The sequence below is a fragment of the Paenalicyclobacillus macrosporangiidus genome (assembly GCF_900116805.1).
In the GTDB taxonomy this organism is placed as follows: Bacteria; Bacillota; Bacilli; order Alicyclobacillales; family Alicyclobacillaceae; genus Alicyclobacillus_H; species Alicyclobacillus_H macrosporangiidus.
Window position 1 is genome coordinate 1 of the sequence record NZ_FPBV01000028.1, and the last position, 21,301, is coordinate 21,301.

At 57.3% G+C, this 21,301-nt stretch carries 27 protein-coding genes and 2 pseudogenes; 5 read left to right on the forward strand and 24 right to left on the reverse strand.

Going from position 1 to position 21,301, the window contains the following annotated elements; all coding sequences use genetic code 11:
• On the reverse strand, positions 1-116 hold a 116-nt coding region (locus BM357_RS20770; RefSeq protein ID WP_139234767.1), incomplete at its 3' end, for a transposase.
• 167 nt (positions 117-283) lie between these two features.
• On the opposite strand from BM357_RS20770, the pseudogene BM357_RS20365 reads away from it, so the two are divergent.
• Positions 284-562, forward strand: a pseudogene (locus BM357_RS20365) (DedA family protein); the annotation flags it as partial.
• 248 nt (positions 563-810) lie between these two features.
• Here BM357_RS20365 and BM357_RS16595 read toward each other — a convergent pair.
• The 13 genes from BM357_RS16595 to BM357_RS16655 form a co-directional block, all read right to left on the reverse strand.
• On the reverse strand, positions 811-2,256 hold the full coding sequence (locus BM357_RS16595) for an MFS transporter (RefSeq protein ID WP_245784055.1): 1,446 nt from the start codon (positions 2,254-2,256) through the stop codon (positions 811-813).
• Positions 2,257-2,383: 127 nt separating this feature from the next.
• Positions 2,384-3,277 carry a cupredoxin domain-containing protein gene (locus BM357_RS16600; protein ID WP_083430616.1) on the reverse strand — a complete coding sequence of 298 codons (894 nt, stop codon included), beginning with the start codon at positions 3,275-3,277 and terminating at the stop codon, positions 2,384-2,386.
• A gap of 238 nt (positions 3,278-3,515) precedes the next feature.
• Entirely contained in the window at positions 3,516-4,187 is a 672-nt protein-coding gene (locus tag BM357_RS16605; RefSeq protein ID WP_074956124.1) for a haloacid dehalogenase type II, read from the reverse strand.
• 22 nt (positions 4,188-4,209) lie between these two features.
• Positions 4,210-4,770, reverse strand: coding sequence for a class I SAM-dependent methyltransferase (locus BM357_RS16610; RefSeq protein WP_029420744.1), 561 nt, complete (start codon positions 4,768-4,770; stop codon positions 4,210-4,212).
• A 145-nt stretch (positions 4,771-4,915) separates the two neighbouring features.
• The gene (locus BM357_RS16615) at positions 4,916-5,311 is read right to left on the reverse strand and encodes a DUF302 domain-containing protein (RefSeq protein WP_074956127.1); all 396 of its coding nucleotides are present in this window, start codon (positions 5,309-5,311) and stop codon (positions 4,916-4,918) included.
• A 27-nt stretch (positions 5,312-5,338) separates the two neighbouring features.
• Complete coding sequence (trxA, locus tag BM357_RS16620) at positions 5,339-5,656, reverse strand: thioredoxin (protein WP_029420746.1); 318 nt, start codon at positions 5,654-5,656, stop codon at positions 5,339-5,341.
• 13 nt (positions 5,657-5,669) lie between these two features.
• Positions 5,670-5,930, reverse strand: a complete 261-nt coding sequence (locus tag BM357_RS16625) for a metal-sensitive transcriptional regulator (protein ID WP_029420747.1) — start codon at positions 5,928-5,930, stop codon at positions 5,670-5,672.
• A gap of 73 nt (positions 5,931-6,003) precedes the next feature.
• Entirely contained in the window at positions 6,004-6,384 is a 381-nt protein-coding gene (locus tag BM357_RS16630; RefSeq protein ID WP_029420748.1) for a rhodanese-like domain-containing protein, read from the reverse strand.
• Positions 6,385-6,397: 13 nt separating this feature from the next.
• A complete protein-coding gene (locus BM357_RS16635; protein ID WP_175511564.1) occupies positions 6,398-7,189 on the reverse strand; it encodes a sulfite exporter TauE/SafE family protein in 792 nt (263 codons plus the stop codon).
• 179 nt (positions 7,190-7,368) lie between these two features.
• Positions 7,369-8,496, reverse strand: a complete 1,128-nt coding sequence (locus tag BM357_RS16640) for an MBL fold metallo-hydrolase (protein ID WP_074956176.1) — start codon at positions 8,494-8,496, stop codon at positions 7,369-7,371.
• A 40-nt stretch (positions 8,497-8,536) separates the two neighbouring features.
• Positions 8,537-9,112 carry a sulfurtransferase TusA family protein gene (locus BM357_RS16645; RefSeq protein ID WP_029420751.1) on the reverse strand — a complete coding sequence of 192 codons (576 nt, stop codon included), beginning with the start codon at positions 9,110-9,112 and terminating at the stop codon, positions 8,537-8,539.
• Between the two features lie 61 nt (positions 9,113-9,173).
• Positions 9,174-9,578, reverse strand: a complete 405-nt coding sequence (locus BM357_RS16650; RefSeq protein WP_029420752.1) for a DsrE/DsrF/DrsH-like family protein — start codon at positions 9,576-9,578, stop codon at positions 9,174-9,176.
• 51 nt (positions 9,579-9,629) lie between these two features.
• Entirely contained in the window at positions 9,630-9,893 is a 264-nt protein-coding gene (locus BM357_RS16655; protein ID WP_074956178.1) for a rhodanese-like domain-containing protein, read from the reverse strand.
• A gap of 381 nt (positions 9,894-10,274) precedes the next feature.
• Between BM357_RS16655 and BM357_RS19980 the strand changes: the two genes are divergently transcribed.
• Positions 10,275-10,496 carry a hypothetical protein gene (locus BM357_RS19980; protein ID WP_029419920.1) on the forward strand — a complete coding sequence of 74 codons (222 nt, stop codon included), beginning with the start codon at positions 10,275-10,277 and terminating at the stop codon, positions 10,494-10,496.
• A 65-nt stretch (positions 10,497-10,561) separates the two neighbouring features.
• Here BM357_RS19980 and arsC read toward each other — a convergent pair whose 3' ends face one another.
• From arsC to trxB, 4 genes and pseudogenes are all read right to left on the reverse strand, one after another.
• Positions 10,562-10,999, reverse strand: coding sequence for an arsenate reductase (thioredoxin) (gene arsC, locus BM357_RS16665; protein ID WP_029419919.1), 438 nt, complete (start codon positions 10,997-10,999; stop codon positions 10,562-10,564).
• Positions 11,000-11,031: 32 nt separating this feature from the next.
• Positions 11,032-12,324, reverse strand: a complete 1,293-nt coding sequence (locus BM357_RS16670; RefSeq protein ID WP_074956134.1) for an arsenic transporter — start codon at positions 12,322-12,324, stop codon at positions 11,032-11,034.
• Positions 12,321-12,731 (reverse strand): ArsR/SmtB family transcription factor, encoded by a 411-nt coding sequence (locus BM357_RS16675; protein WP_342741639.1) that lies wholly within the window; start codon positions 12,729-12,731, stop codon positions 12,321-12,323. Before BM357_RS16675 ends, BM357_RS16670 begins: the two co-directional genes overlap by 4 nt.
• A gap of 57 nt (positions 12,732-12,788) precedes the next feature.
• A pseudogene (trxB, locus tag BM357_RS16680) lies at positions 12,789-13,738 on the reverse strand (thioredoxin-disulfide reductase).
• A gap of 175 nt (positions 13,739-13,913) precedes the next feature.
• On the opposite strand from trxB, the gene BM357_RS16685 reads away from it, so the two are divergent.
• Positions 13,914-14,150 (forward strand): DUF2933 domain-containing protein, encoded by a 237-nt coding sequence (locus BM357_RS16685; RefSeq protein WP_074956139.1) that lies wholly within the window; start codon positions 13,914-13,916, stop codon positions 14,148-14,150.
• 74 nt (positions 14,151-14,224) lie between these two features.
• Positions 14,225-14,836 (forward strand): class I SAM-dependent methyltransferase, encoded by a 612-nt coding sequence (locus tag BM357_RS16690; RefSeq protein WP_074956181.1) that lies wholly within the window; start codon positions 14,225-14,227, stop codon positions 14,834-14,836.
• Positions 14,837-14,906: 70 nt separating this feature from the next.
• Here BM357_RS16690 and BM357_RS16695 read toward each other — a convergent pair whose 3' ends face one another.
• Both BM357_RS16695 and BM357_RS16700 read right to left on the reverse strand, forming a co-directional pair.
• Positions 14,907-15,989: a sensor histidine kinase gene (locus BM357_RS16695; RefSeq protein ID WP_074956142.1), complete on the reverse strand. Its 1,083-nt coding sequence runs from the start codon at positions 15,987-15,989 to the stop codon at positions 14,907-14,909.
• A complete protein-coding gene (locus BM357_RS16700; protein WP_074956145.1) occupies positions 15,986-16,687 on the reverse strand; it encodes a response regulator transcription factor in 702 nt (233 codons plus the stop codon). The genes BM357_RS16695 and BM357_RS16700 overlap by 4 nt, the downstream gene beginning before the upstream one ends.
• A gap of 136 nt (positions 16,688-16,823) precedes the next feature.
• Between BM357_RS16700 and BM357_RS16705 the strand changes: the two genes are divergently transcribed.
• Entirely contained in the window at positions 16,824-18,509 is a 1,686-nt protein-coding gene (locus BM357_RS16705; RefSeq protein ID WP_074956148.1) for a multicopper oxidase family protein, read from the forward strand.
• A 135-nt stretch (positions 18,510-18,644) separates the two neighbouring features.
• Here BM357_RS16705 and BM357_RS16710 read toward each other — a convergent pair whose 3' ends face one another.
• From BM357_RS16710 to BM357_RS16725, 4 genes are read right to left on the reverse strand one after another with little or no spacing between them, the layout of a single operon-like run.
• On the reverse strand, positions 18,645-19,346 hold the full coding sequence (locus tag BM357_RS16710) for a hypothetical protein (protein ID WP_139234768.1): 702 nt from the start codon (positions 19,344-19,346) through the stop codon (positions 18,645-18,647).
• A complete protein-coding gene (locus tag BM357_RS16715; RefSeq protein WP_175511565.1) occupies positions 19,346-19,927 on the reverse strand; it encodes a TlpA family protein disulfide reductase in 582 nt (193 codons plus the stop codon). Before BM357_RS16715 ends, BM357_RS16710 begins: the two co-directional genes overlap by 1 nt.
• 13 nt (positions 19,928-19,940) lie before the next feature.
• Complete coding sequence (locus tag BM357_RS16720; RefSeq protein ID WP_074956187.1) at positions 19,941-20,657, reverse strand: cytochrome c biogenesis CcdA family protein; 717 nt, start codon at positions 20,655-20,657, stop codon at positions 19,941-19,943.
• Positions 20,654-21,241, reverse strand: a complete 588-nt coding sequence (locus tag BM357_RS16725; RefSeq protein ID WP_175511566.1) for a TlpA family protein disulfide reductase — start codon at positions 21,239-21,241, stop codon at positions 20,654-20,656. Before BM357_RS16725 ends, BM357_RS16720 begins: the two co-directional genes overlap by 4 nt.
• Positions 21,242-21,301: the final 60 nt, after the last annotated feature.

The following is a 21,301-nucleotide window of genomic DNA, read 5'->3' on the forward strand; positions in this document are numbered from 1 at the left end:
TACAGACTCTGGGCCACGCCATGCCGCCGACATACCTCGCTGATGTTGGCACCGGGCATCATGCCCTCGAGCACGATGTTCATCTTCTCGTCCACTGTCCACTTACGTCCCGGCATCACAAACACCTCTACTTCATCTTAACCCATCCCTTCTGTCTGGGTTGACTCTGGGGTAAGTATATGCCCACTACGGGTACGCCGGCGTGTTCTTCATTCTGTTGGTGGAGAACATCGGGATTCCTTTCCCGGCGGAGACGACGCTCACCATCGCCGGATTCGAGTGGATGAGGGGCGCCTTCTCACTCGTACCTCTCCTCCTTGCCGCCACTTTTGGCAACGTGGTGGGTTCGACCATTGGGTATGGGATTGGGTACTTCCTCGGACGGCCGGTGATTGTGCGGTTGGGACGCTATGTCGGGATTACGTCAGAGAAACTGGAAGCGGCCGACCAGAAATTCGCCAGATACCGGGGTACCCTGGTCCTGTTCGGGAAGTTCATCGCCGGCATCCGTATCCTCGTACCGTACTTGGCTGGTATCAACCGCATGCCGTTTGTCGTGTTCTCCGCCTACAATGCCGTCAGCGCTCTGGTGTGGGCAGGGTTTTTCATCATCGTCGGGCGTTATGGAGGTGGCTTGGTCTCATTACCACGAGGTGATGCACCAGTACCTGCTGCCTATCATCGTTGTGGCTGTGGTTGGGGCGGGCATCGTGATGGCCGTAAAGGTGCGGAGCAGGCGAAGGTCGAAGGCGTAGGCAGGGCCGAGGAGGAGTGCGACTGGCCGTTCAACCTGCCATGGCTCACCCAGGCTCACGAGCCTCGCCGTGCGACGGACAAGAGCACGGTCAACCCGGCCACGCAGGCGGTGACGAGAAACGCCCCGTGGAACGCATGCACCATCGCCCAAGTTGGGGCGACCTTCTCGTCGGCAACCCCCTGCAGATCCAAGAATAGCTGATAGCAAAGACCGCCGAGCGTCACCCCAAGTCCCATGCCGAGCGTTCTCGACATGTTCAGGATGCCTCCGGCGACACCGAGACGGTTGGCGGGGGCACTGCCCATCACGCTGCTGTTGTTGGGCGGTGTGAACACGCCAATTCCCAAGCCCACGAGAAACAACCCGATGACGAGCAGCAGCCGTTGCATTCCTGCCCCCATCCCTGACAGACACAGGCTTCCTGCACAAGCAGCCGTCATTCCCAACACCGTGGGCATCCGGGTACCGTACCTGTCCGCCAAGGCCCCGGAGACGGGGGTGAACAGCGTCATCCCAATCGGCACGATCGTTAAATACAGGCCCGAGCGAAGGCTGTCCATGTGCTCGACGTTATCGAGATAAAATGGGGTGAGCAGCAGCACCGCATACATCACGGTGAACGACAGGACCCCGGTCAGACTCCCGAGCGTGAAGGTTTTGTTGCGAAACAGACCGAGATCCACAATCGGGAATGGTGTACGCCGCTCTAACACCAAAAAACCAACACCGGCCAGTACCAACACGACGTAACTCGCCACCACCAAGGGCGACGTCCACCCTTCTTTCAACCCCATGTTCAAGACGTAAATCAGCGCCACGAGAGTGGGAACCAACAGTATCGCCCCGGCAAAATCGAATCGCTCCCGTTTCGCAGGCACCTTATCCCGTGGCAACAGCAGAATCCCCAACACCGTGCCCACCAGGCCGACCGGCAGGTTCACGAAGAAAATCCACCGCCAATCGAGAAATGAAATCAGCGCCCCGCCGATGGCGGGACCCAGGCTCAACCCAATACCTTGCGCACTCGCTTGAAACCCGATGGCCCGTCCCCGCTGTTCCGGCGGCGTGGCGGCGGTGATGATGGCGACACTGTTCGCCTGAAGCATGGCGGCTCCCACCGCCTGCAGCACCCTGGCGCCAAGCAAAAACGGCAATGAGAAGGCCAGACCGCACAATAGCGATCCGACGATGAACACGGTAAAGCCAAGTGCGTACATCCAGCGGCGTCCCATCATGTCGGCCAAACGTGCGAATGGGACGACGAGCCCCGCCAAGGTGAGCAGATACGCCAAACTGACCCATTCAACGACGTGCATGCGTACACCGAAGTGCTGTTTGAGCACCGGCAGGGCAATATTGATGATGCTGGCGTCCAGCGCCGCCATGAACGCCCCGATGCATACGGTCCCGACCACGAACCAGTGATACCCTGGACGATGCCGGATGGCCCGGAGAGGTAGCATCTCCAATACATGATGACCCGATCCGTTTGACGGCACGGTATCCCTCCCTCGCCGGGTTTGATAGGAAAATCATACCCAAGGGCAGGGAGGCCAATCAAACCAAAGGCCCCGCCAACATCAGGTGCGGCGAGGCCCGTTAGCGTTCGCTTTCAGCTCTTTTTCCTTAAGGATTGACGGTGATGTTGCCCGCCATGTACCCGTCGTGGCTCATGGCCCAGCCGTTTCCATCACACTGGATGGTGCACAGCCAGTGGAAGGTGCCGGCTTTCTCGGGCGTAAAGGTGAAGGTGGTGGTTGTCGGCACCCCGTCCCTTTTCGCTCCCTGAATCACCTGGTTGAGGTTCAAATCCGGAGCGGTGATGGAGTGCTGGCCCGTGTCAAAGTTCTCCACCGTCACCTGAACCGGAATTCCCTGTTGCACCGTGAAGTTAGCCGGTGAGAACGAATCGTGCAGTTTCCCATCTGCCGAAGCGTACTGCAACCCGTCCTTGATGGTCAGATACACATACTGCTTGTCGGCGAATGGAACGACGTGGATGGTGCCCTGCATGTACCCTTCATGCGTCATGGCCCAATCCTGGTTGTCGCCATCGCAGGGGTCCATGCACTGCCACTTGAAGTCCCCTGCCTTGGTCGGCGTAAAAGTCACCGTCGTAACCGCCGGGACGCCTTTCTTGGTGGACCCTTTCGCCTGCAGGTTCAATCCGAGGTCCGAGTTGGTCAGCGTGTGGCTGCCTCCATCGTAGTTGTACACCGTCAGCGTCACGGGCACTCCCTGCACCACCGTGAAATCCGGGTCCGTGTAGGTATCGTGCATCTTACCGTCAGGGCCGAGGCGCCAGCCAGGTAAAATCGTGAGTGTCACCGTCTGCGACTTCAAGGCCGGACTTTCAGGTTGCGAGGATAGGTTTGTATTGGAAGTGCCATTACTGACTGCTTGCGTCGGGCTCGTGGTTGGGTTCGTCTGATTCGCAGAACTTGGCTGTGCTGTGTTTGCACCACACCCCGCAAGGATTGCCGCTGTCAATGCAACTCCCGCCCAGACCATCTTCTTCATGGTTTTCGCCCCCTCTGCATGAGCCAAGGAAGCAAGTCGGCACTGGATGGTTTGCGTTCCGTGCGTTCATCACCGGCGCTCCCTTAGACACATTTCAGTTTAGGGGCTTACGTTTTGTAACATCAGGCCGATCCGAATCATTCTGTATGGAAAACGGACTAGTACGGACGGTCCATTTGAGGAGATGGTCGTTCACGAATGTGGTCAGCGGAGATACTCGATACCCGAATGCGGTGTCTTATTGGCTTATCACATGGTGAGCAAGTTGCAACAGATCATCTGCGACGTAGTCCGGTTGCACTCCCAATTCTTCATGTGTCTGCCGCTGCCGATTCACCCAGGCCACCGTGAACCCAAACGACTTCGCACCAGCGACATCCCAGCCGTTGGACGAGACAAACAAAATCTCTTCCTTCTGAAGATGGAGCGTGCGAGTCACCAGCTCATAAACCCTCGGGTCCGGTTTGTACGTCTTCACCAAATCGACACTCAGCACATGCGCAAACAGGGATGGCAGACCCGCATGGTGCACCACCACCTGCAACATGCGCTCCGTCCCGTTCGACAGAATGGCAAGCGGCCGAGGGTGAAACACCCGCAATGCGGCCGGTACTTCTGGAAAAGGGGTGAGGTGCAAATACACCGACAGCAACGACTTCAGTGTCTTCTCGTCATACCACAGTCCCAAGTGATTCAACGTATACTTCAGCGCATCTTCAGTCACCCGCTCGAAGTCCTGGTACCGGCCCATTAACGCACGCAGCCATGTGTACTCGAGCTGTTTTTGTCGCCAAATTTGAATGATCTGTGTGCCGTATCCCGGAAAAGCGGTCTCACAGGCCGCCACAACCGAATGGACGTCGAACAACGTTCCATATGCATCGAACACAACGGCTCGGATCACGGTCACCGCTCCCCACTCGCTCGGTTCATCACCGTCGAGCTAAGATGATGTAGTGATACGGATTCGGCTGCCAACATTTGGTGTGAAATCCGGCATCCTCAACCAGACTCGTCAACTCAGCCATGTCGATCCGCTCACTCACCGGCGGCCCCATGTCCATGGACTTTTTCTCCCACTCGATGACCATTAGCCTGCCCTCGGGTTTGAGCAGTCGGTTAAACTCGGCAAGCGTCTGCTTTAGGTCATCGACTTCGTGTAGCACAAATGCACACAGCATGCGGTCCACACTGGCGTCTGGCAACGGGATGTGTTCTGCGGCAGCCTGGATGGACTCGACATTGCATACCCCTGCCTCTGCGGCACGCCTAGCCAGGAGGTCAAGCATCTCCGCCGACACGTCCACACCGTACACCGCACGACTCATCTGGGCGAGGGGAAGACTAAAATACCCCGGCCCGCACCCGATATCTGCGACCACATGCGACGGTTCGACGCCCAGACGCTCCAGAATCGTCTCCGGCGGTAACAGCTTTTGACGCTCCTCATTCAGCAGCCTTTCCACATGCTTCGGATTAAATCGGTGTCCCATCTATACCACCACACTTTCTCCACCCATCGACCGCATAACCCGTACCCGCACCGTTGAACGTTGACGTCCTTTCACACCCATTCTATGTACCGAATGGAGCCAGAAGAGCACCTCCTGGCTCCCGGTGACAACCTCATCCGGCCATTCAGCCTGCCGCCTCGTCCACCGCCTCTTTCAACGCCGCTTCCACCCGCTGTGCCGTCTCCATGAGGCCTTCATCCCCGATCACGCCCATGAGCACCGTCGGCTTCGGCAGACCGATGACCGTTTTCCCCTCATGCTCGTACACCACGACCTTACACGGGAGGAAGTACCCCACCATCGGGTTTTGGGTCAGGACCTGCTTGGCTTCATTCGGATTGCAAACTTCGAGCACCCGGTACGGTTTGTCGAATTCGACGCCCTTCTCCTTCAGCTTCGACGGGATGTCCATCTGCCACAGAACGCCGAACTTGCGGTCCTTCAGCGCCGCCTCGAGCGCCGCAACCGCCTCGTCCAGGCTCTTTTCCGTGGTGGCACTGTAGTGAAACTCCTGTGCCATATTCCCCCACGCTCCTTCGAATCGGATTTACAGCACGTCCGCCAGTTGGCTCACCAGTGTCCCTTTCGGCATGTATCCCACGAGCTGCTTCAACGGCCGGCCGTTGCGGAACAGAATCATCGTCGGGATGCTCATGATCCCATACGCTCCCGCCGTCCTCGGGTTCTCATCGACATTCAGTTTTGCCACCACAAGTCGATCCCCCGCCTCATCCGACAACTCCTCCAACACGGGCGCCATCATCCGGCACGGCCCGCACCACGCCGCCCAAAAATCGACCAACACCGGCTTGTCCCCTTGGATCACACTCGCAAAGTTCTGATCCGTTACCTGTACCGTGGCCATACTTTCATCCTCCTCATCGGCTTTTCATCAACAGCTCAATCGCTTCCCGAATCACCTTGTCGGCACTCCCGCCGCCGGCGACCTCCTCCCGGATGCACTGCTCCATGTTCTCTCCGACGACGTACATGATCACCCGGTCCACCGCCGCCCGAATGGCCGACAACTGCGTCACGACCTCTTTGCACGACTTGCCCTGCTCCATCATCTGGAGCACGCCCCGCACCTGGCCTTCAATCCGGCGCAGCCGGTTCTTCATCCGATCGGTGTACTCCATGGAGATTCTCCCCCTATATGTGCGTATTATACCCCCCTCCGTACAAATCAAGCCAACGGCTGCCGTCGTGCTTTCATCGGCCACGATGGGCGTTCCACGCTGCGATCCCGCCGGAGAGGTTCCTCACGTCCGCAAACCCCTGTTTCGCCAACAGCCGGGCCGCCTGGGCACTGCGCATCCCGGAGTGGCACATCACGACCACAGGCTTCGCCTTATCCAGCTCTCCCAACCGGCTTTTCAACTGCCCCAGCGGGATGTTGCGAAACCCGTCGATGTGTCCCTGCCGAAACTCCCCCGGCTCCCGGACATCCACGTACTGTACGCCAGACTTTTTGTCACGGAGCATCTCCCGCAGCTCGTCCGGCTGAATGGACTTCACTCCCTTGGCGGGCAGCATCCGGTACACAAAGTAACCTGCAGCGATCACCACCAACACGAGCCAGACCCAATTCACCGTCTTCACCTCCCTACAAAAGGTGCAGCGCCTTGAGATTCACGTACAGCATGTAACACGCCACCAGGACCAACACACCGGCGAACAGTTGTTGTAGCCGCCTCACGTTGCGGCCAAGCCTCGTGCAGGCATACACCCCAAGAATGCCCCCGGCCAGGCCGCCGCCGATGTACAGGGCGACGATGAGCCAGTCCACCATGCCGGAGAGGGCGTAGGACACGGCGGTCGTCAGCCCGAACGTCCCCACCGAGAACAGGGACGTCCCGACAGCCTCGGTCATCGGCAATCCCGCAGAAAACATGAGGCCCGGAACAATCAAGAACCCACCACCGATACCGAAGAACCCGGATACGCCTCCGGTGACGAGCCCCGTCGGGATCACCCTCCCCATCCGGACGGGGCGCCCGGCCTCCGAAGCCTCAGGATTTCGCCTTGAGCGCAGCATCCGGGCGGCGATGACCAGCATCAGGATGGCAAAGAGAAACAACAGCACTTTGTCATTCGCCAGTTTGCCGAGCACCGACCCGGCGTAGGCTCCCACCGCACCCGGGATGGCGAACGCCACGGCCGCCTTCCACCGAACGTGTCCCTGCCGCCAGTGGGGAAGCAAGTTCAAATAGGCGTTGACCGCCACCGCCAGCGCCGTGCTGCCGATGACCACGTGGGGATCGTGCACTCCGACCAGATACAACAGCAGGGGCACGGCGAGGATGGAACCACCCCCGCCGATGAGTCCCAGTGTGAAGCCCACCACACCACCGGAGAGAACCGCCAGGACCATCTGCACAGCGCTCAAATGTGGCACGCACTCACCCCCTTACCCAGAGGGGTATATTCCGATGCAAAAAAAAGTCACAGATGGTGCCACAGCCACGCTCCAATCCCGTACAGCACAAACCCCGCTCCTGCCAGGAGCATCAGCTTGTTTGACGGTCAGAGCGAATTCCAAAACCGCTTCATTGCGCTCCCCTCCAAACGTTCCGGTCACCCGTGCACGGCGCACCGGTTCGGCCCAATCTCCATCTCCCGCTGCTCATCCTCGTCCGGTGCCATCTTGCCCATATTGGTCAGGCGAATCTCCCGGTACGCATTCGGCTGCGGCGGCAGGTTCTCCGTCACCAGCTTCCGGAACGCCTCGGCGTCCTCCACCTGAAGCCCCGCATTGTGCTCGTACACGTCACCCAGCCGTGCCGCTACCGACCCATCCGGGTTCACCTCGTCCAGGTCGCCGTAGTGCGCCGGCAACAGCAGAAGATTCGACGGCAACTCGGGGTATGTCTCGTACAGGGTCTTTCGCAGATCGCCCGCCCAATCCTCGGCCTTCCCAGCCAGATCCGGCCGTCCGATGGACTTCACGAACAGGATGTCGCCCGACAGAAGATACCGGTCATCCACCACCAGTGACGTGCTGCCGATGGTGTGCCCCGGCGAGTACACCGGCACAATGCGCACCGTGGTTTTGCCTACCGTGATCTCCCGTTCAGCCACCAGCGGCTCGTAGGCGAACGTCACCTGGGCGGCGTCCTTTGGCGGCAGCCAGTACTTGGCCCCGGACGTCTCCGCCAATTTGCGCCCGCCGGAGATGTGGTCGGCATGCACGTGAGTGTCTATGACGTGGCGGATCCGAAGCCCATGCGCCGTTGCGAATGCCTCGTACGCATCGGTCGTCCGCACCGCATCGACGACGGCCGCCTCTCCGCCCGACGCAATCAGGTACGACAAGCAACCCTTGCCAAACCGAACAAACTGATACACCGCACCACCGTCCGAAAGGTCCCCCACCTTCACCGGCCGCAGCGCCTCGCTCCACGCCTTCATACCGCCGGCGAGGACTGAAACGTCTTTCAAACCCGCTTCCAGGAGCTGCTCGGCCACGTACACCGACGAACCTTCCTTGGCGCACACCACCAACACGGGCCTGTCCTTCGGCAGCCGCTCCAAGGCCGGCTGAACGCCGTCGAGTAGGTCGAAGTACGGGATGTTGATGCTGGTCACATTCGGACCTTCAATTCGCCAGTCGGCGTATTCCTCTTCGTTGCGCACATCGAGGATGAACAGCTCCTCCCCACGCAAAATCTTCTCGAACACCTCGGTGGGCGATACACGAGTCATCGTCGTCTGGTTCACGCTTGGTTCCTCCTCTCCATGTCTTTTAGACGCTCTGTTCCGTGGGTCCCTGCCACTGGCTCATGCCGGGCACCACATTGTACACTCGCTCAAATCCGTGCTCGGCCAACACCTGGCAGGCGAGGTCACTCCGGCTGCCGGTGCGGCAGATCACATACACCGGCTGGTTCCGGTAGGACGCAAGCTCCGTCAAGCGCTGTTCCAAGTCGCCGAGCGGTAGCGAGATCGCCCCCGGAATGTGCGAGAAGGCGTACTCCGCTGGCTCCCGCACATCGACGAGCACCCCACCGTCAGAAAGCCGTCCAGGCAACTCCTCGTTGCTCACGGTATTCGGAAATCGTTGCTCGGGTTTGGTTTCCTCCGGCCTGGACTTGCGGATGAAGTGCCGGAACACCTTCCCCTCCGTCAGGGTCCCGAGGAACTGGTGGCCCGTCCGGTGCGCCCAGCCCTTGACGTCCGCCACCGACCCCGGGTCGGTCGCCAGGACCTCCAGAACCTGGCCCGCTTCCATCTCGTCGATAGCCTTTTTTGTCCGCACGATGGGCAACGGGCAGGACAACCCTTTGCAGTCGATGGTCTTATCCACACGGATATCCGTCATGCCACCCTCTCCTTTCGGGAACAATCGAGTCCGGTTGGGATCCAACCGCATGCATCATGCGTTAGAACGTCACCGTCACGTCGGCGTCATACGCAAAGTCGAGGAACGTGACCGCACCGCCGACCTCCACGCCGTCGATAAAATCGTCCTTCGTCAAACCCATGACATCCATCGTCATCTGGCAACCAATGAACTTGACACCGCTCTCTTTGGCGACCTCAAGCAGCTCTGCTACGGACGGCACGTTTGCACGCTGGAAACCTTCCATCCAGTGCTCCTTCCCGGGCCCCATGGTCAGCGCCTCGGCGCCACCTTTGCGAATGATGTTGAGCCCCTCAAAGGTGAAGAAGATGGCCACCTCGGCGTCCGTCGCCGCCGCTGCCGTGGCGATGTTGAGTACCTTGTATGCTGCATCCAAACTGCCTTGCGATGCGATGATGGCCACTCTGCGCTTATCATCTGCCATATCCATGTTCCTCCCTTATCGTTACGGTTGAATCAACGGCCCTTTGAACGCTCATTCCACTTCCCAAGTCCAGGCGTTCATGCCGCCCAGCATATTCTTCACCCTGGTGAATCCGGCTGCCATCAAAAACTCGCAGGCCATGGCGCTGCGGCTGCCGCTGCGACAGATCATGACGGTCTCCTGACTTGGATCGATCTCGCTCATCCGCATCGGAATCTGCCCGAGCGGAATGTTTTTGGCCCCCGGGATCTTCCCAGCTGCCACTTCGCCGGGTTCCCGGACGTCGATAATCTGCAGCCTCTGGCCTCCCTTCATGCGCTCGTACACGTCGAGCGGATGGATGTGGATCACGCTGCTCACCCAATCACCTCCGTCCCAAAATACCGGATGGGGTATATATACGGCACGGGGTATATGCTACAACGCTCATTGGCGTCCTGTCAACACCTGCGAAACGCCTGCCCGAGTGCCGTCAAGACCCCTCTTGCGGTGTGCCGTATGGTTCACGAGGACTAAGAAAAAACCACCATTTCGGTGCTCCGTCCTCACGAGGAGAAGGGATAGCATTGATATGGGGATCGAGACTGAGGGTTTGTCACTGTCGCCGGCGAAGGAGGCGATGCCATGCTCACACGATGGAACAAGCGTCAGAACAGAACGTTGCACTCCACTTTGTCTTGTGAGGGAGTGGTTCACATGCTGAAGCGTGCGCTGTGGGTCGTGCCGGTCCTTGCTCTCGGAATGGCGATTGGCGGAGTAACGCTGTCGAATGTCTTTGCCTCCGGCGCTACGCAAGGCAACACGCTGCCTACTCCAGCGCCACAAATGATGCAACAGGCGCTTAGCACACCGCAAGGTCAAGCGATGATTCAAGCCTGCAGCAGCTTCATGAGCCAATTCAGTCAAGCACAAAAGTAGCCTGCTCAGTCCGACCAGGGGTCGCCGGAGGGCGGCCCCCGATCAGGCCATCACTTCTCAAGCGTTCAGTGTGAATCTGCGGCGTCCGGTAGTTCGTCCAGGAACGCCTGCACACGACTCCGGATTGCGTCCCGGACCTCCTGAAACTTGGCCATGATCTCTTCGTCCGTGCCATTTGCCCGAGCCGGATCTTCGAATCCCCAGTGCAACCGTTTCACGTGCGGTGGCGTCATCGGACAACGGTCATTGGCATCGCCGCACAACGTGATGACATAGTCCGCACGGTTCAAAAGGTCTGGATCGATGGTTTTCGAGGTGTGCTTCGAAATATCCACACCGGCTTCTTTCATGGTGGCCACAGCACGAGGATTCAATCCATGTGCCTCGATACCGGCGCTATGAACTTCAATCCGGTCTGCCCCAAGGTGTCTCGCCCACCCTTCGGCCATTTGACTCCGGCACGAGTTCCCGGTGCAGAGAAAATACACGACAGGCTTCTTCATGCAAAACGGGCTCCCTTCAAAAATGTGGTGGATTATCGAACAAACGACAGCCATAAATACAGACCGACCAGCGTGATAAACAGCGTCGGGATGGTCAAAACAATCCCCGTCCTGAAATAACGCCCCCATGTGATGGTCACGCCCTTTTTGTTGAGAACGTGCAACCACAACAGCGTCGCCAAAGAACCAATCGGTGTGATCTTTGGGCCCAGGTCGCAACCGATCACGTTGGCATAAACCAGCGCCTGATGCATGACATCCGTGGCGTTCGTGGAGTGAATCGCCAATGCATCGATCATGACCGTAGGCATGTTATTCATGACACTCGAAAGGGTCGCCGCCATAAACCCGGTGACCAGCGTCCCGACAAATAGCCCCCCGTGGGTTGCTCGCTGGATGACATCACCAAGAACGGTTGTCAAACCTGCATTCCGCAAACCATATACCACCACATACATGCCAATGGAAAACACCACGATGGCCCACGGCGCCTCACGAATGATATTCCATGGCTGAATGACTTGTGTACGGCCACCGGCAACGAGGAAGACGATCGCAATCAGACCAGCGACGGTGGATACTGGAATGTGCAGCAACTCTGTCAGAATGTAACCGATGAGCAATACACCCAGGATGACCCAGGACATTCGATACATGCCTTCGTGGGCAATCGCCGCTGACGGTTTCGTTAAATCAGCCGGATTGTAGGTCTTCGGAATGTCTTTGCGAAAGAACAAGTACAGAACCAGGGCACTGGCGATGAACGAGAAAATGTCAGGGACGATCATATGGAACGCATAACCGAGAAACCCGATGTGAAAGAAGTCAGCCGACACAATGTTCACCAGGTTGCTTACAACCAGAGGCAGTGATGTCGTATCCGCAATAAATCCGCTGGCCATGATGAACGGAAGCATCTTTTTGGGTTCAAACTTCAAGACCTTGACCTTTTCGAGGACAATGGGCGTCAGAATCAGAGCTGCTCCGTCGTTGGCGAAAAAGGCCGCCACAACGGCACCGAGCAGGGTGACATAAAAAAACACCTTTCGCCCGTCGCCTTTGGCCGCATGAGCCATCTTCAATGCGGCCCACTCAAAGAACCCGATTTTGTCCAGGATGGTTGAGATGATGATGATGGCCACAAACGCAAACGTGGCGTCCCATACAATCCTGGTGACCTCGATGACATCGTGGAAAGTTACCACACCGAGCAGCAGAGCCAATATGGCGCCGCCGACCGCCGGCCAACCAATCGACAAGCCTCTTGGCTGCCAAATGACCAATGCGAGCGTCGGAATAAAGAGTCCAAATGCAAGGTATGTCATGATTCAGCTCCTTCACCAGGGCTGGATTCACAGAACACACGCAATCCCTGTGCCTCAAGTCGAGCGATTTCCTCAGATACATCCGGGAGTTGAGCCAGGCATCTGTCGAAGAAAGGGACGACAGATCCATCCAGCCCGTAATACACCCACTGTGCTGTCTTTCGTTCTCTCACGAGCCCGGCTTGCTTCAATCTGCGCAAGTGCTGGGACACGGCCGGCTGGGACATTTTCAATACCTCGACCAATTCGCAAACGCACATTTCATCGTGTCTGAGAAGGGCCAAAATGTGCAATCTGGTTTTGTCGGCGAGCGCCTTGTATATCTCAGCCCACTGTTCGAATGACAGCGTCACATGTCCACCCCCTCCACAGACGCTTTCTACAAATTGGTAGCGGAAGTGGCGCACACTGGTACAAAGCGTTCACCCAGTGCGCCACCACCGCCGATCCGTACCTCCATTCACTCAGACAATGATTTGCGTCTGTGCTGGTACCGTATTGCTTTCCAAAAACCGCTCCGCATCCAATGCAGCTTTGCATCCACTTCCCGCCGCCGTGATGGCCTGTCGATAATGCGGATCCATCACATCTCCGCAAGCAAAGACTCCCTCAACGCTCGTGGATGTCGACTGCCCCTTGGTGAGAATGTAACCTCGGTCATCGATTTCCACCTGGTTTGCAAGAAATCCAGTGTTCGGCGTATGGCCGATGGCGACAAAAATCCCGTCGGCAGGGATGGTCCGCACTTCCCCTGTCTGATTGTCCTTCACCACCAGGCCACTGACCTTTGAACCGTGCGTTGCAACCTCAACAGGCGTCACGTTCAACAGCCACTTGATTTTGGGGTTTCTCCGTGCCCGATCTTGCATCACTTTGGATGCACGGAGCTCACTGCGGCGATGTACAATGGTGACTTCAGACGCAAATTTCGTCAAGAAAGTCGCCTCCTCCATCGCAGAATCCCCGCCGCCTACAACGAGGACAGACTTTCCTTGAAAGAAGAATCCATCGCAAGTGGCACAGGCGGATACCCCATGGCCCATCATCTCGACTTCGCCAGGGATGCCAAGTTTCTTGGCCGATGCACCGGTGGAAATAATGAGGGATTCGGCAAGATACTCCTTTGAACCGTCCACGACCATCCGAAATGGACCTGAGCCAAGTCAACGGAAGTGACCTCTCCATTGACAAAGGCCGCACCAAAACGCTCCGCTTGTCTGCGCATGTTGTCCATGAGCTCGGGCCCCATGATTCCATCCGGAAAGCCGGGGAAATTCTCCACCTCCGTCGTCATGGTCAGTTGTCCGCCCGGCTGATCCCCTTCGATGACGAGCGGATTGAAATTGGCACGAGCCGCATAAATGGCGGCGGTAAACCCGGCCGGACCCGTCCCGAGGATGATGACCTTGTGCACAGTCAATGGTACCTCCACCTCTGAATGATTTTCCATTTTCACATCGCAATATAAGTATACACTTATTTATTGGGCGTGCAACTTCAAACTGGCCTCGGTACACTATTCTCTTCACATGATCTTCATACTCTTGTGGTACGAAAGGATCGAAGAATCAGGTCGAGGAGGAACCAATATGCTGCAAGCCATCGGGTCCGTCGTCGCTCTTCTGGCATGCCCGTTGATGATGATCTTCATGATGAGAGGCATGCACGGGGGACACGAAAAACATGGAATGCATCCATCAACCCGTCGGAAGTTCAGGTCGGCGGAAGAAGAGCTGGCCGATGTGAAACGTCAGGTGGATGACTTGCAAACCCGGTACGACCGCTTGTCCCAACGGGTGAAGGACCGGCCTGGACACCTCGGATGAGAAGCACACTCCCTGAATCATGAGTGCAGGCGGGGCTAGAACTGACCACCATCGAACCAACAGGGGTGACCGACATGGCCGACACCACAGAGAAAATCAGGCGTAGATACGACCGAATGGCTCCCTTTTTCGACAAGATGGATCGGATGGTCACTGACAAACACCGGGCGGAACTGATTCGCCGTGCGCATGGTGAAGTGCTCGAAGCGGGCGTTGGAACCGGTGCCAACCTCAAATTCTACCCTGTGGACGTCAATGTGACCGCCATTGACTTCAGTCCCCGCATGTTGTCATACGCACAAGAACGGGTCAAAGAATGCCGTGCAAACGTACGGCTGCTGCAAATGGATGTGCAACACCTGCAGTTCGACGACAACACATTCGACACCGTCGTGTCGACCTGTGTGTTGTGTTCCGTGCCCGATCCCATTGCCGGATTGCGAGAGATTCACCGGGTCCTGAAGCCAAGCGGACAGCTCCTCATGATTGAACATATGCTGAGCGACCATATCCCCATTGCTCTTATGTTGCATATGCTCAATCCCTTCACGGTCCGCCTAACAGGAGCCAACGTCAACCGCAGAACCATGGATAACCTCCGTATGGCAGGCTTTACGATTCAGGAAATGCAGTGCATTGCGCTGTCAGATATGTTTCGCCTCATCGTCGCCAAGCCGAACAAGTGACCGGCTGACGTCTAACCGGAAAGGTATCACGAACAAGCGCACAGCATGGTGCCGCGAGCGCATGAAGGTCTTATTTGGGCCACATGACCGTGAACGTCGACCCTTGCCCAACCCGGCTTTTCACCTGCACCGAGCCTCCAGAGAGTTCGACCAACCGTTTGACAATCGCCAACCCAAGACCGCTGCCGCCTGTTTTTCGATCCCGAGACTTGTCGACCCTGTAAAATCGCTCGAAGATGTTGTCGATCTCCGTCTCCGGGATCCCCACGCCGCTGTCCTTGACTGATAAAAACGGTTTGCCGTCTTGGCTGCCAACCTCCACCACAATGTTTCCTCCGTGTGGCGTGAATTTCACCGCATTGTCCAGCAGGTTCCACAAGATCTGGGACACATGCTGCGCTTGGGCCGCAACCCGCACCGGGGCATCCGATGTGCGCAACTCCAGTCTAATGCCCGCCTCCGCACACCGGGGTTCGAAAAGCTGGATGGCGGACTGCGCAACATGGTTTAAATCGGTTAGCGGCAAATCCGGCGGAGAGGCGGCTGGAGCGATATCCGCCTCGTACAGCGTCTCCACCGAAGTGACCAGGGCTTCAAACCGCTGAATCTCCTCCAGGCAACTGTACAACCGTTCCCGGTTCGGCTCCCACAGTCCATCGTAAAACGCTTGGATATGTGAACGCAGGGTGGTCAAAGGTGTGCGAAGTTCATGCCCAAGGTCCTGCATGAGATTCTTCCGGAGTTCTTCCTGCTTCTGCAACTGCTGCGACAGGAAATTCAGGGTGCTGGCGAGCGAAGACAATTCGTCATGACCCTCGACCGGGATGGTCGTCCCCCACTTTCCGTGGGCGATTTCCAGCGCCTGTTTCTGCATCACAAAGATCCGCCCAGTGATCGCTCGTGACACCAACACCGCCACACCTGCCGTCGCCGCAACGAATACCAACACCGTCCAGAGCAAACTCTGCGTAAGTGCCTGCTCGAAGTGGATTTGGATTTGCTGGGTCAACGACGGCGATACGGAATTGATCTCTGGACAGACGACCGACAGGAAGTGGCGGTGAACCTCTGCTTGGAGGATAAAGGCCAAGGCCACCAACATAGCAGATACAGTCAGAAAGAAAGCGATCAGGATCTTCCTCCGCAGATTCAATCGTCATCTCCTCCGAACCGGTACCCCATCCCGTAGACGGTCTGGATGTACACTGGATTCTTGGGGTCATCTTCAATTTTCGCCCGCAGGTTCTTCACATGGGCGTCGATGGTCCGAACATCCCCACGAAAATCCATGCCAAAGACTCGTTCTATCAATTCCTCCCGACTGAACACCCGCCTCGGATGCCGGCTCAACGTCACCAACAGTCTGTACTCCGTTGCCGTGAGTTCGGCATTGACTCCGCCCTTATGTACCGTTTGGGATGTGGCGTCGATCACGAGGTCACCCCCACGATATTCCAGTCGATCTGCCAGCGGGCGATCGGCCTGCGTTCGGCGCAAAATGGCCTCTACTCGAGCCACCACCTCATTTGGATTAAACGGCTTCGTGACGTAATCGTCAGCGCCAATCCGCAGACCTCTCAGCCGGTCCTCGTCCCGGTGTTTGGCGGTCAACATAAGAATGGGAACAGACGAGCGTGCACGCACCGCCATGCACACCTCTTCCCCTGGTATATCCGGCAGCATCAGGTCGAGAATGATGAGCGACGGGTGAACATCATCCAGACGCCGCAACACCTCGCCGCCGTTATCCACGCAAACCACGCCGAAACCCGCACGCTCCAGATACAGCGATAACACATCGGCAATCTTCTTCTCATCATCCGCAACCAAAATGGTGTGATGCCGTTTCATCTTTTGTGCCTCCGCCATCTGTGACAATTTGTTGGCAGCCCGCTGTCTTCATACCATCTTCGCAATCCATCGCTACACTGGCAATGGTCCACCCGCCAACGTTTGCGGGATTCCATGCAAAGCAAGGGGTGTAGTGATGAAAAAACAACACATTGCCCTGTACAGTGCGGTTGCCGTCCTGGCCGTTGCGGCTGGCAGCGGGTATTATGCTTGGTCGATGCACAGAACGACAAACGCATACACGGCTGCATCCACGGGGCCGCTGGTGCAAACGGTTGGCCCGGATGGGAAGCTGGTGCCCGTATCTGCCTTGGTGGCCAATCCCCCATCTGGGGCGCACGTTCAGTCCTTCACGCTGACTGCTGAGGAAAAGTCCATCACCTTGGGCGGGAAGACCGTCAAGGCCATGACCTTCAACGGAACCGCTCCGGGGCCCCTGCTCAAAGTCCATCAGGGAGATCTCGTCGAAGCGACGGTGCGCAACCAGCTGAGCGTGCCGATCACCGTCCACTGGCACGGGATTGCCGTACCCGGCTCCCAAGACGGTGTACCTGGATTGACCCAAGACCCTATCCAACCCGGTGGCAGCTACGTCTACCGATTCGTGGCAAACCAAGCGGGAACCTACTGGTACCACTCTCACGTCAACAGCGTACAGGAGATCGGCCTCGGGCTGTACGGCGGAATCGTGGTCCTGCCCAAAAGCCAGACCGCACCGGCAGCGGACCGAGACTACACGCTCCTCTTGCATGAGTGGTCCACCTCCCCATCGCCCTCGACCGATGAAACCATGGGGAACATGACCGGCATGAGTGGCATGAATGGAATGAGCATGGGGAGCATGGGGAGCATGGGCAACATGAGCGGTATGGGTACCATGCACATGGGGTCACCGGACCTGCGCACAAACGGGTTCCAAGTAACGGACATGGACAAGAGTGCGCTGGGTGAAATGACCAACATGTACGATGCGTATACCATCAACCAGAACGCCAGCGGGCAAACCATGCTCGAAGCAAAGCCCGGCGAGACCGTGCGCCTGCGACTCGTGAACGCAGGCAATATGACGCACCTCATGACGCTGGTCGGCACCCCGTTCAAAGTGGTCGCCATGGACGGGCAGGACATCGCAAATCCAACGCCCATTGAGAACCAACTCCTCCCGATTGGTGCCGCCGAGCGATACGACATCGATTTCACCATGCCAAAAAGCGGAAAGGTTCAGTTGGTGAGCGGGGATCCAGACATGACGGAGCGCATGCAGCTTCGGGCCACCATCGGCGATACCATGGCTTCCGGCACAAGTTCCATGTCTGACATGCCGGATGTCCAACGTGAGCCGTGGTTTGGCTTCACCCGCTATGGCAGCGGATCGATCCCCGGTGTGCAGACGTTCAACTTGGATCAGAAGTTCGACAAGACCTTCAGCATGGACCTCGGCGCCGGCATGAACCAAAGCGGCATGGTTTACACCATCAACGGGAAGGCATTCCCGGACGTGCCGCCGTTCGTCGTGAAGGCAGGAGATACCGTCAAGGTCCACATCGAGAACAAGAGTGCGTACATTCACCCAATGCACCTGCACGGGCACATCTTCCAAGTGCTCTCACGGGACGGGAAGCCCATCACCGGCAGTCCCATTTTCCTCGATACGTTGCAGGTGCTGCCCGGTGAGACATACGACATCGCCTTCAAGGCAGACAACCCCGGTCTGTGGATGTTCCACTGCCACGACCTGCACCACGCTTCCGCAGGGATGGATGTCGTCGTGCAATATGCAGGCGTCACCGACCCGTACAATTTGAAGGACATGTCGGAGTGATACCGAACCTACCGGTGAAGGGGTTGGACCACGATTCCGACTCGCAAATGGGCAGCGTAACAGCTGCCCATGTTTTATTGCACCTCACCCTCCTCGCAACCATTGGCCAGAGCTTCCTGGTTGCATCGGACCAGATCACAAACAATCACGCTTCCCTTCTCTCTGGACGTGCTCGTCCTTGACCAACCCGGCCGCAGGACTCGTCCCAGCCACGTCGTACCAGGCTTCCACGGAGATTGAGGCCGCCATGATCAACAAAAAGGTCCACTGTGAAAGGTCAAACACGGTGTAGAGCTCCACATGCGGAACCAGCAGAGATGTCCCAAACAGCGTCGCACCGGCAACCGCCCAGACCCGATGCGCATACATGCTGGCACGCCGGCTGAGCAGATACAGGATCACCGCAAACCCGCACCGCACCAGGTCCTCGAAGCGATATGGATGCAGATCCACATAGGCACGATATGCAAAATAAGGAATCGCACCGACCACCAGCGTCTGTGCGACCAGCTTGAGCTTGGTTTGATCCAGTGCCTTTTTTCGCCACAGGGAGATGATCAGATACAACATACTCGCCGCCAGGCCCACGAAGATTCCTCCTGGAGGAGTCCCACCGATCAAGGCCATCAGGTTGTCTCGCAGGCTCAAGCTTGGTTGCTGCAAAATACCGGAAAACCGGGTGAACACCACAAACACCAGCACGGCGCCGGACAACTTGTCCGCCACAATCTCTCGTGCTCGGTTCTTGGGTTGTAGCTTGAGAAAGGCCCAGCCGCCCACACACCCCAACAGAAGCGCTATCCATGCGTCGGGAACTCTTTGCAAGAGCGCCAGCATTACTTCGAAATCCTCTCCAATTCCGCCATCAGGTTCTCTTTCGATATCGCTCCCACGTTTGTCGCCACAATCATCCCTTGGCGGTTTACAAAAAAGGACGTCGGGAAGCCGATGATGTTATACTCGTTCATCACCGTCCCTGTCGTGTCCAAGGCCACCGGCCACGTGATCCCGTACTGTTTCACAAACTGCTCCATGTCGGCCATGCTGTCCTGAGCAGTGACATTGACGCTGAGGAAGACCACCTTGTCTCCGTACTGCTTGTACGCCTGCACGATGTCAGGCGTCTCCAACTTGCAGTAGACACACCACGACGTCCAGAAATTGATGAAGATGGGCTTGCCACGCAGTTTGTCCGTGTCAATCGTCTGGTTGTCCGGGTATTCCTGCAGTTTGATCGGGGGCATCTTGTAACCCGTTTGAGGAGCCACCGCAACGGATGAAGCGCCCGGAGCACCATTTGCTGAGGCTGCGGTCGGAGATGCCGCCAACGAATTTTGTTTGAGGGTGACCGTCCCCACGATGGCAATGAGCAATGCGGTGCTGGTGCCAATCGCCAACCATTTGTGTGCCTTTTTCATGCGATGACCTCCCTTAGACTCCTGTGAATCCGCCATACAGCCGAATCAGTGCCACGGTGATCTTGGACATGGTATTCGTCAAAAGAAGCACCCCGAGTACCATCATGATGTATCCGCCGATTTTGCTGAGCATCGCCCCGTATTTGGCCAGCCTGCGCACCGAGCCCAAGGTGAATCCCAGAACAAAAAAGGGAATCGCAAACCCGAGGACGTAGGCGAGGATGAGCGGCAATCCAAGCGCACTGTTCGTGGCCGTCATCACCAGTACAGCGGCGAGAATGGGGCCAATGCAAGGAGACCATCCGGCGGCAAAGCTGACCCCGACCAGGACGGATGCCAGGTAACCCGTCCTGTCCGCTCTGAACTCCCATTTTTTCTCCATCATCAGCCATTTCGGAGTGAACAGACCACTCAAAACAAGACCCATCAGAAATACGATGACTCCGCCTACAATACGGATGACGCTCCGGTAATTCACGAACACCTGACCGATGAGACTGGCCGACAAGCCCAGGGCCAGAAAGATGACGGAGAACCCGATGATGAAAAACGAGGTGTGTGTCAACGCACGTACACGATGATTCCAGGTGGCCCCACCCCCTTGCCCAAACGTCACCCCGGAGATGTACGACAGGTAGGACGGATACAACGGCAAACAACATGGCGAGAGAAACGACAGGATCCCAGCAATAAAGGCCAACCAAAGTGTCGGATGCGTGCCGAGCGTCAGGGTGTCCGCCCCCTTTCCTCCACGTTCATGCCTGCTGCCTTGGCGTACGTGAGCATCTGAGATTCCGTAAGCGGTCCCAGCAGGTGGCTGACCACCTTCCCGTCCGCCGTAATGAAAAACGTCTCCGGTTGACCGGTCACGCCGTAAGGGCCCGACCACTTGTTATTCTCATCGAGCAGCACCACCACGCTCGCTGGCAAACGATACTGCGTCACATACCGCTCGACGAGACCCACTCCATCCCCTCGGTCAATCATCACCACGTGGATGTCATTGCGGTATTTCTCTGCGAACGCCTTCAAATCCGGCGTCTCCTCGATACAAGGTTGGCACCAAGGCGTAAAGAAGTTCAGCAGCACGGGTTTGCCTCGTAGGGACTGTAGTGAAAATGATTCACCGGAAAGCTCCTTTGTCTGAATGTCGGGGGCGAGGCCACCCACCTCAACCGGTGTCATGGTTTTTGTGTACAACACAATCAGATACAAGAAGACAAAAAGGACTCCCGCTGCAACGGCGAATACTGTGATATTCCGGCGAGTCTGCGTGACCATCTCACCACCGCCGAACTTGCCCCATTTTCCCATGACCATACCGCACAATTATGAAGATGGTATGAAGGCCATGCGCTACTGGAGGATGTACGG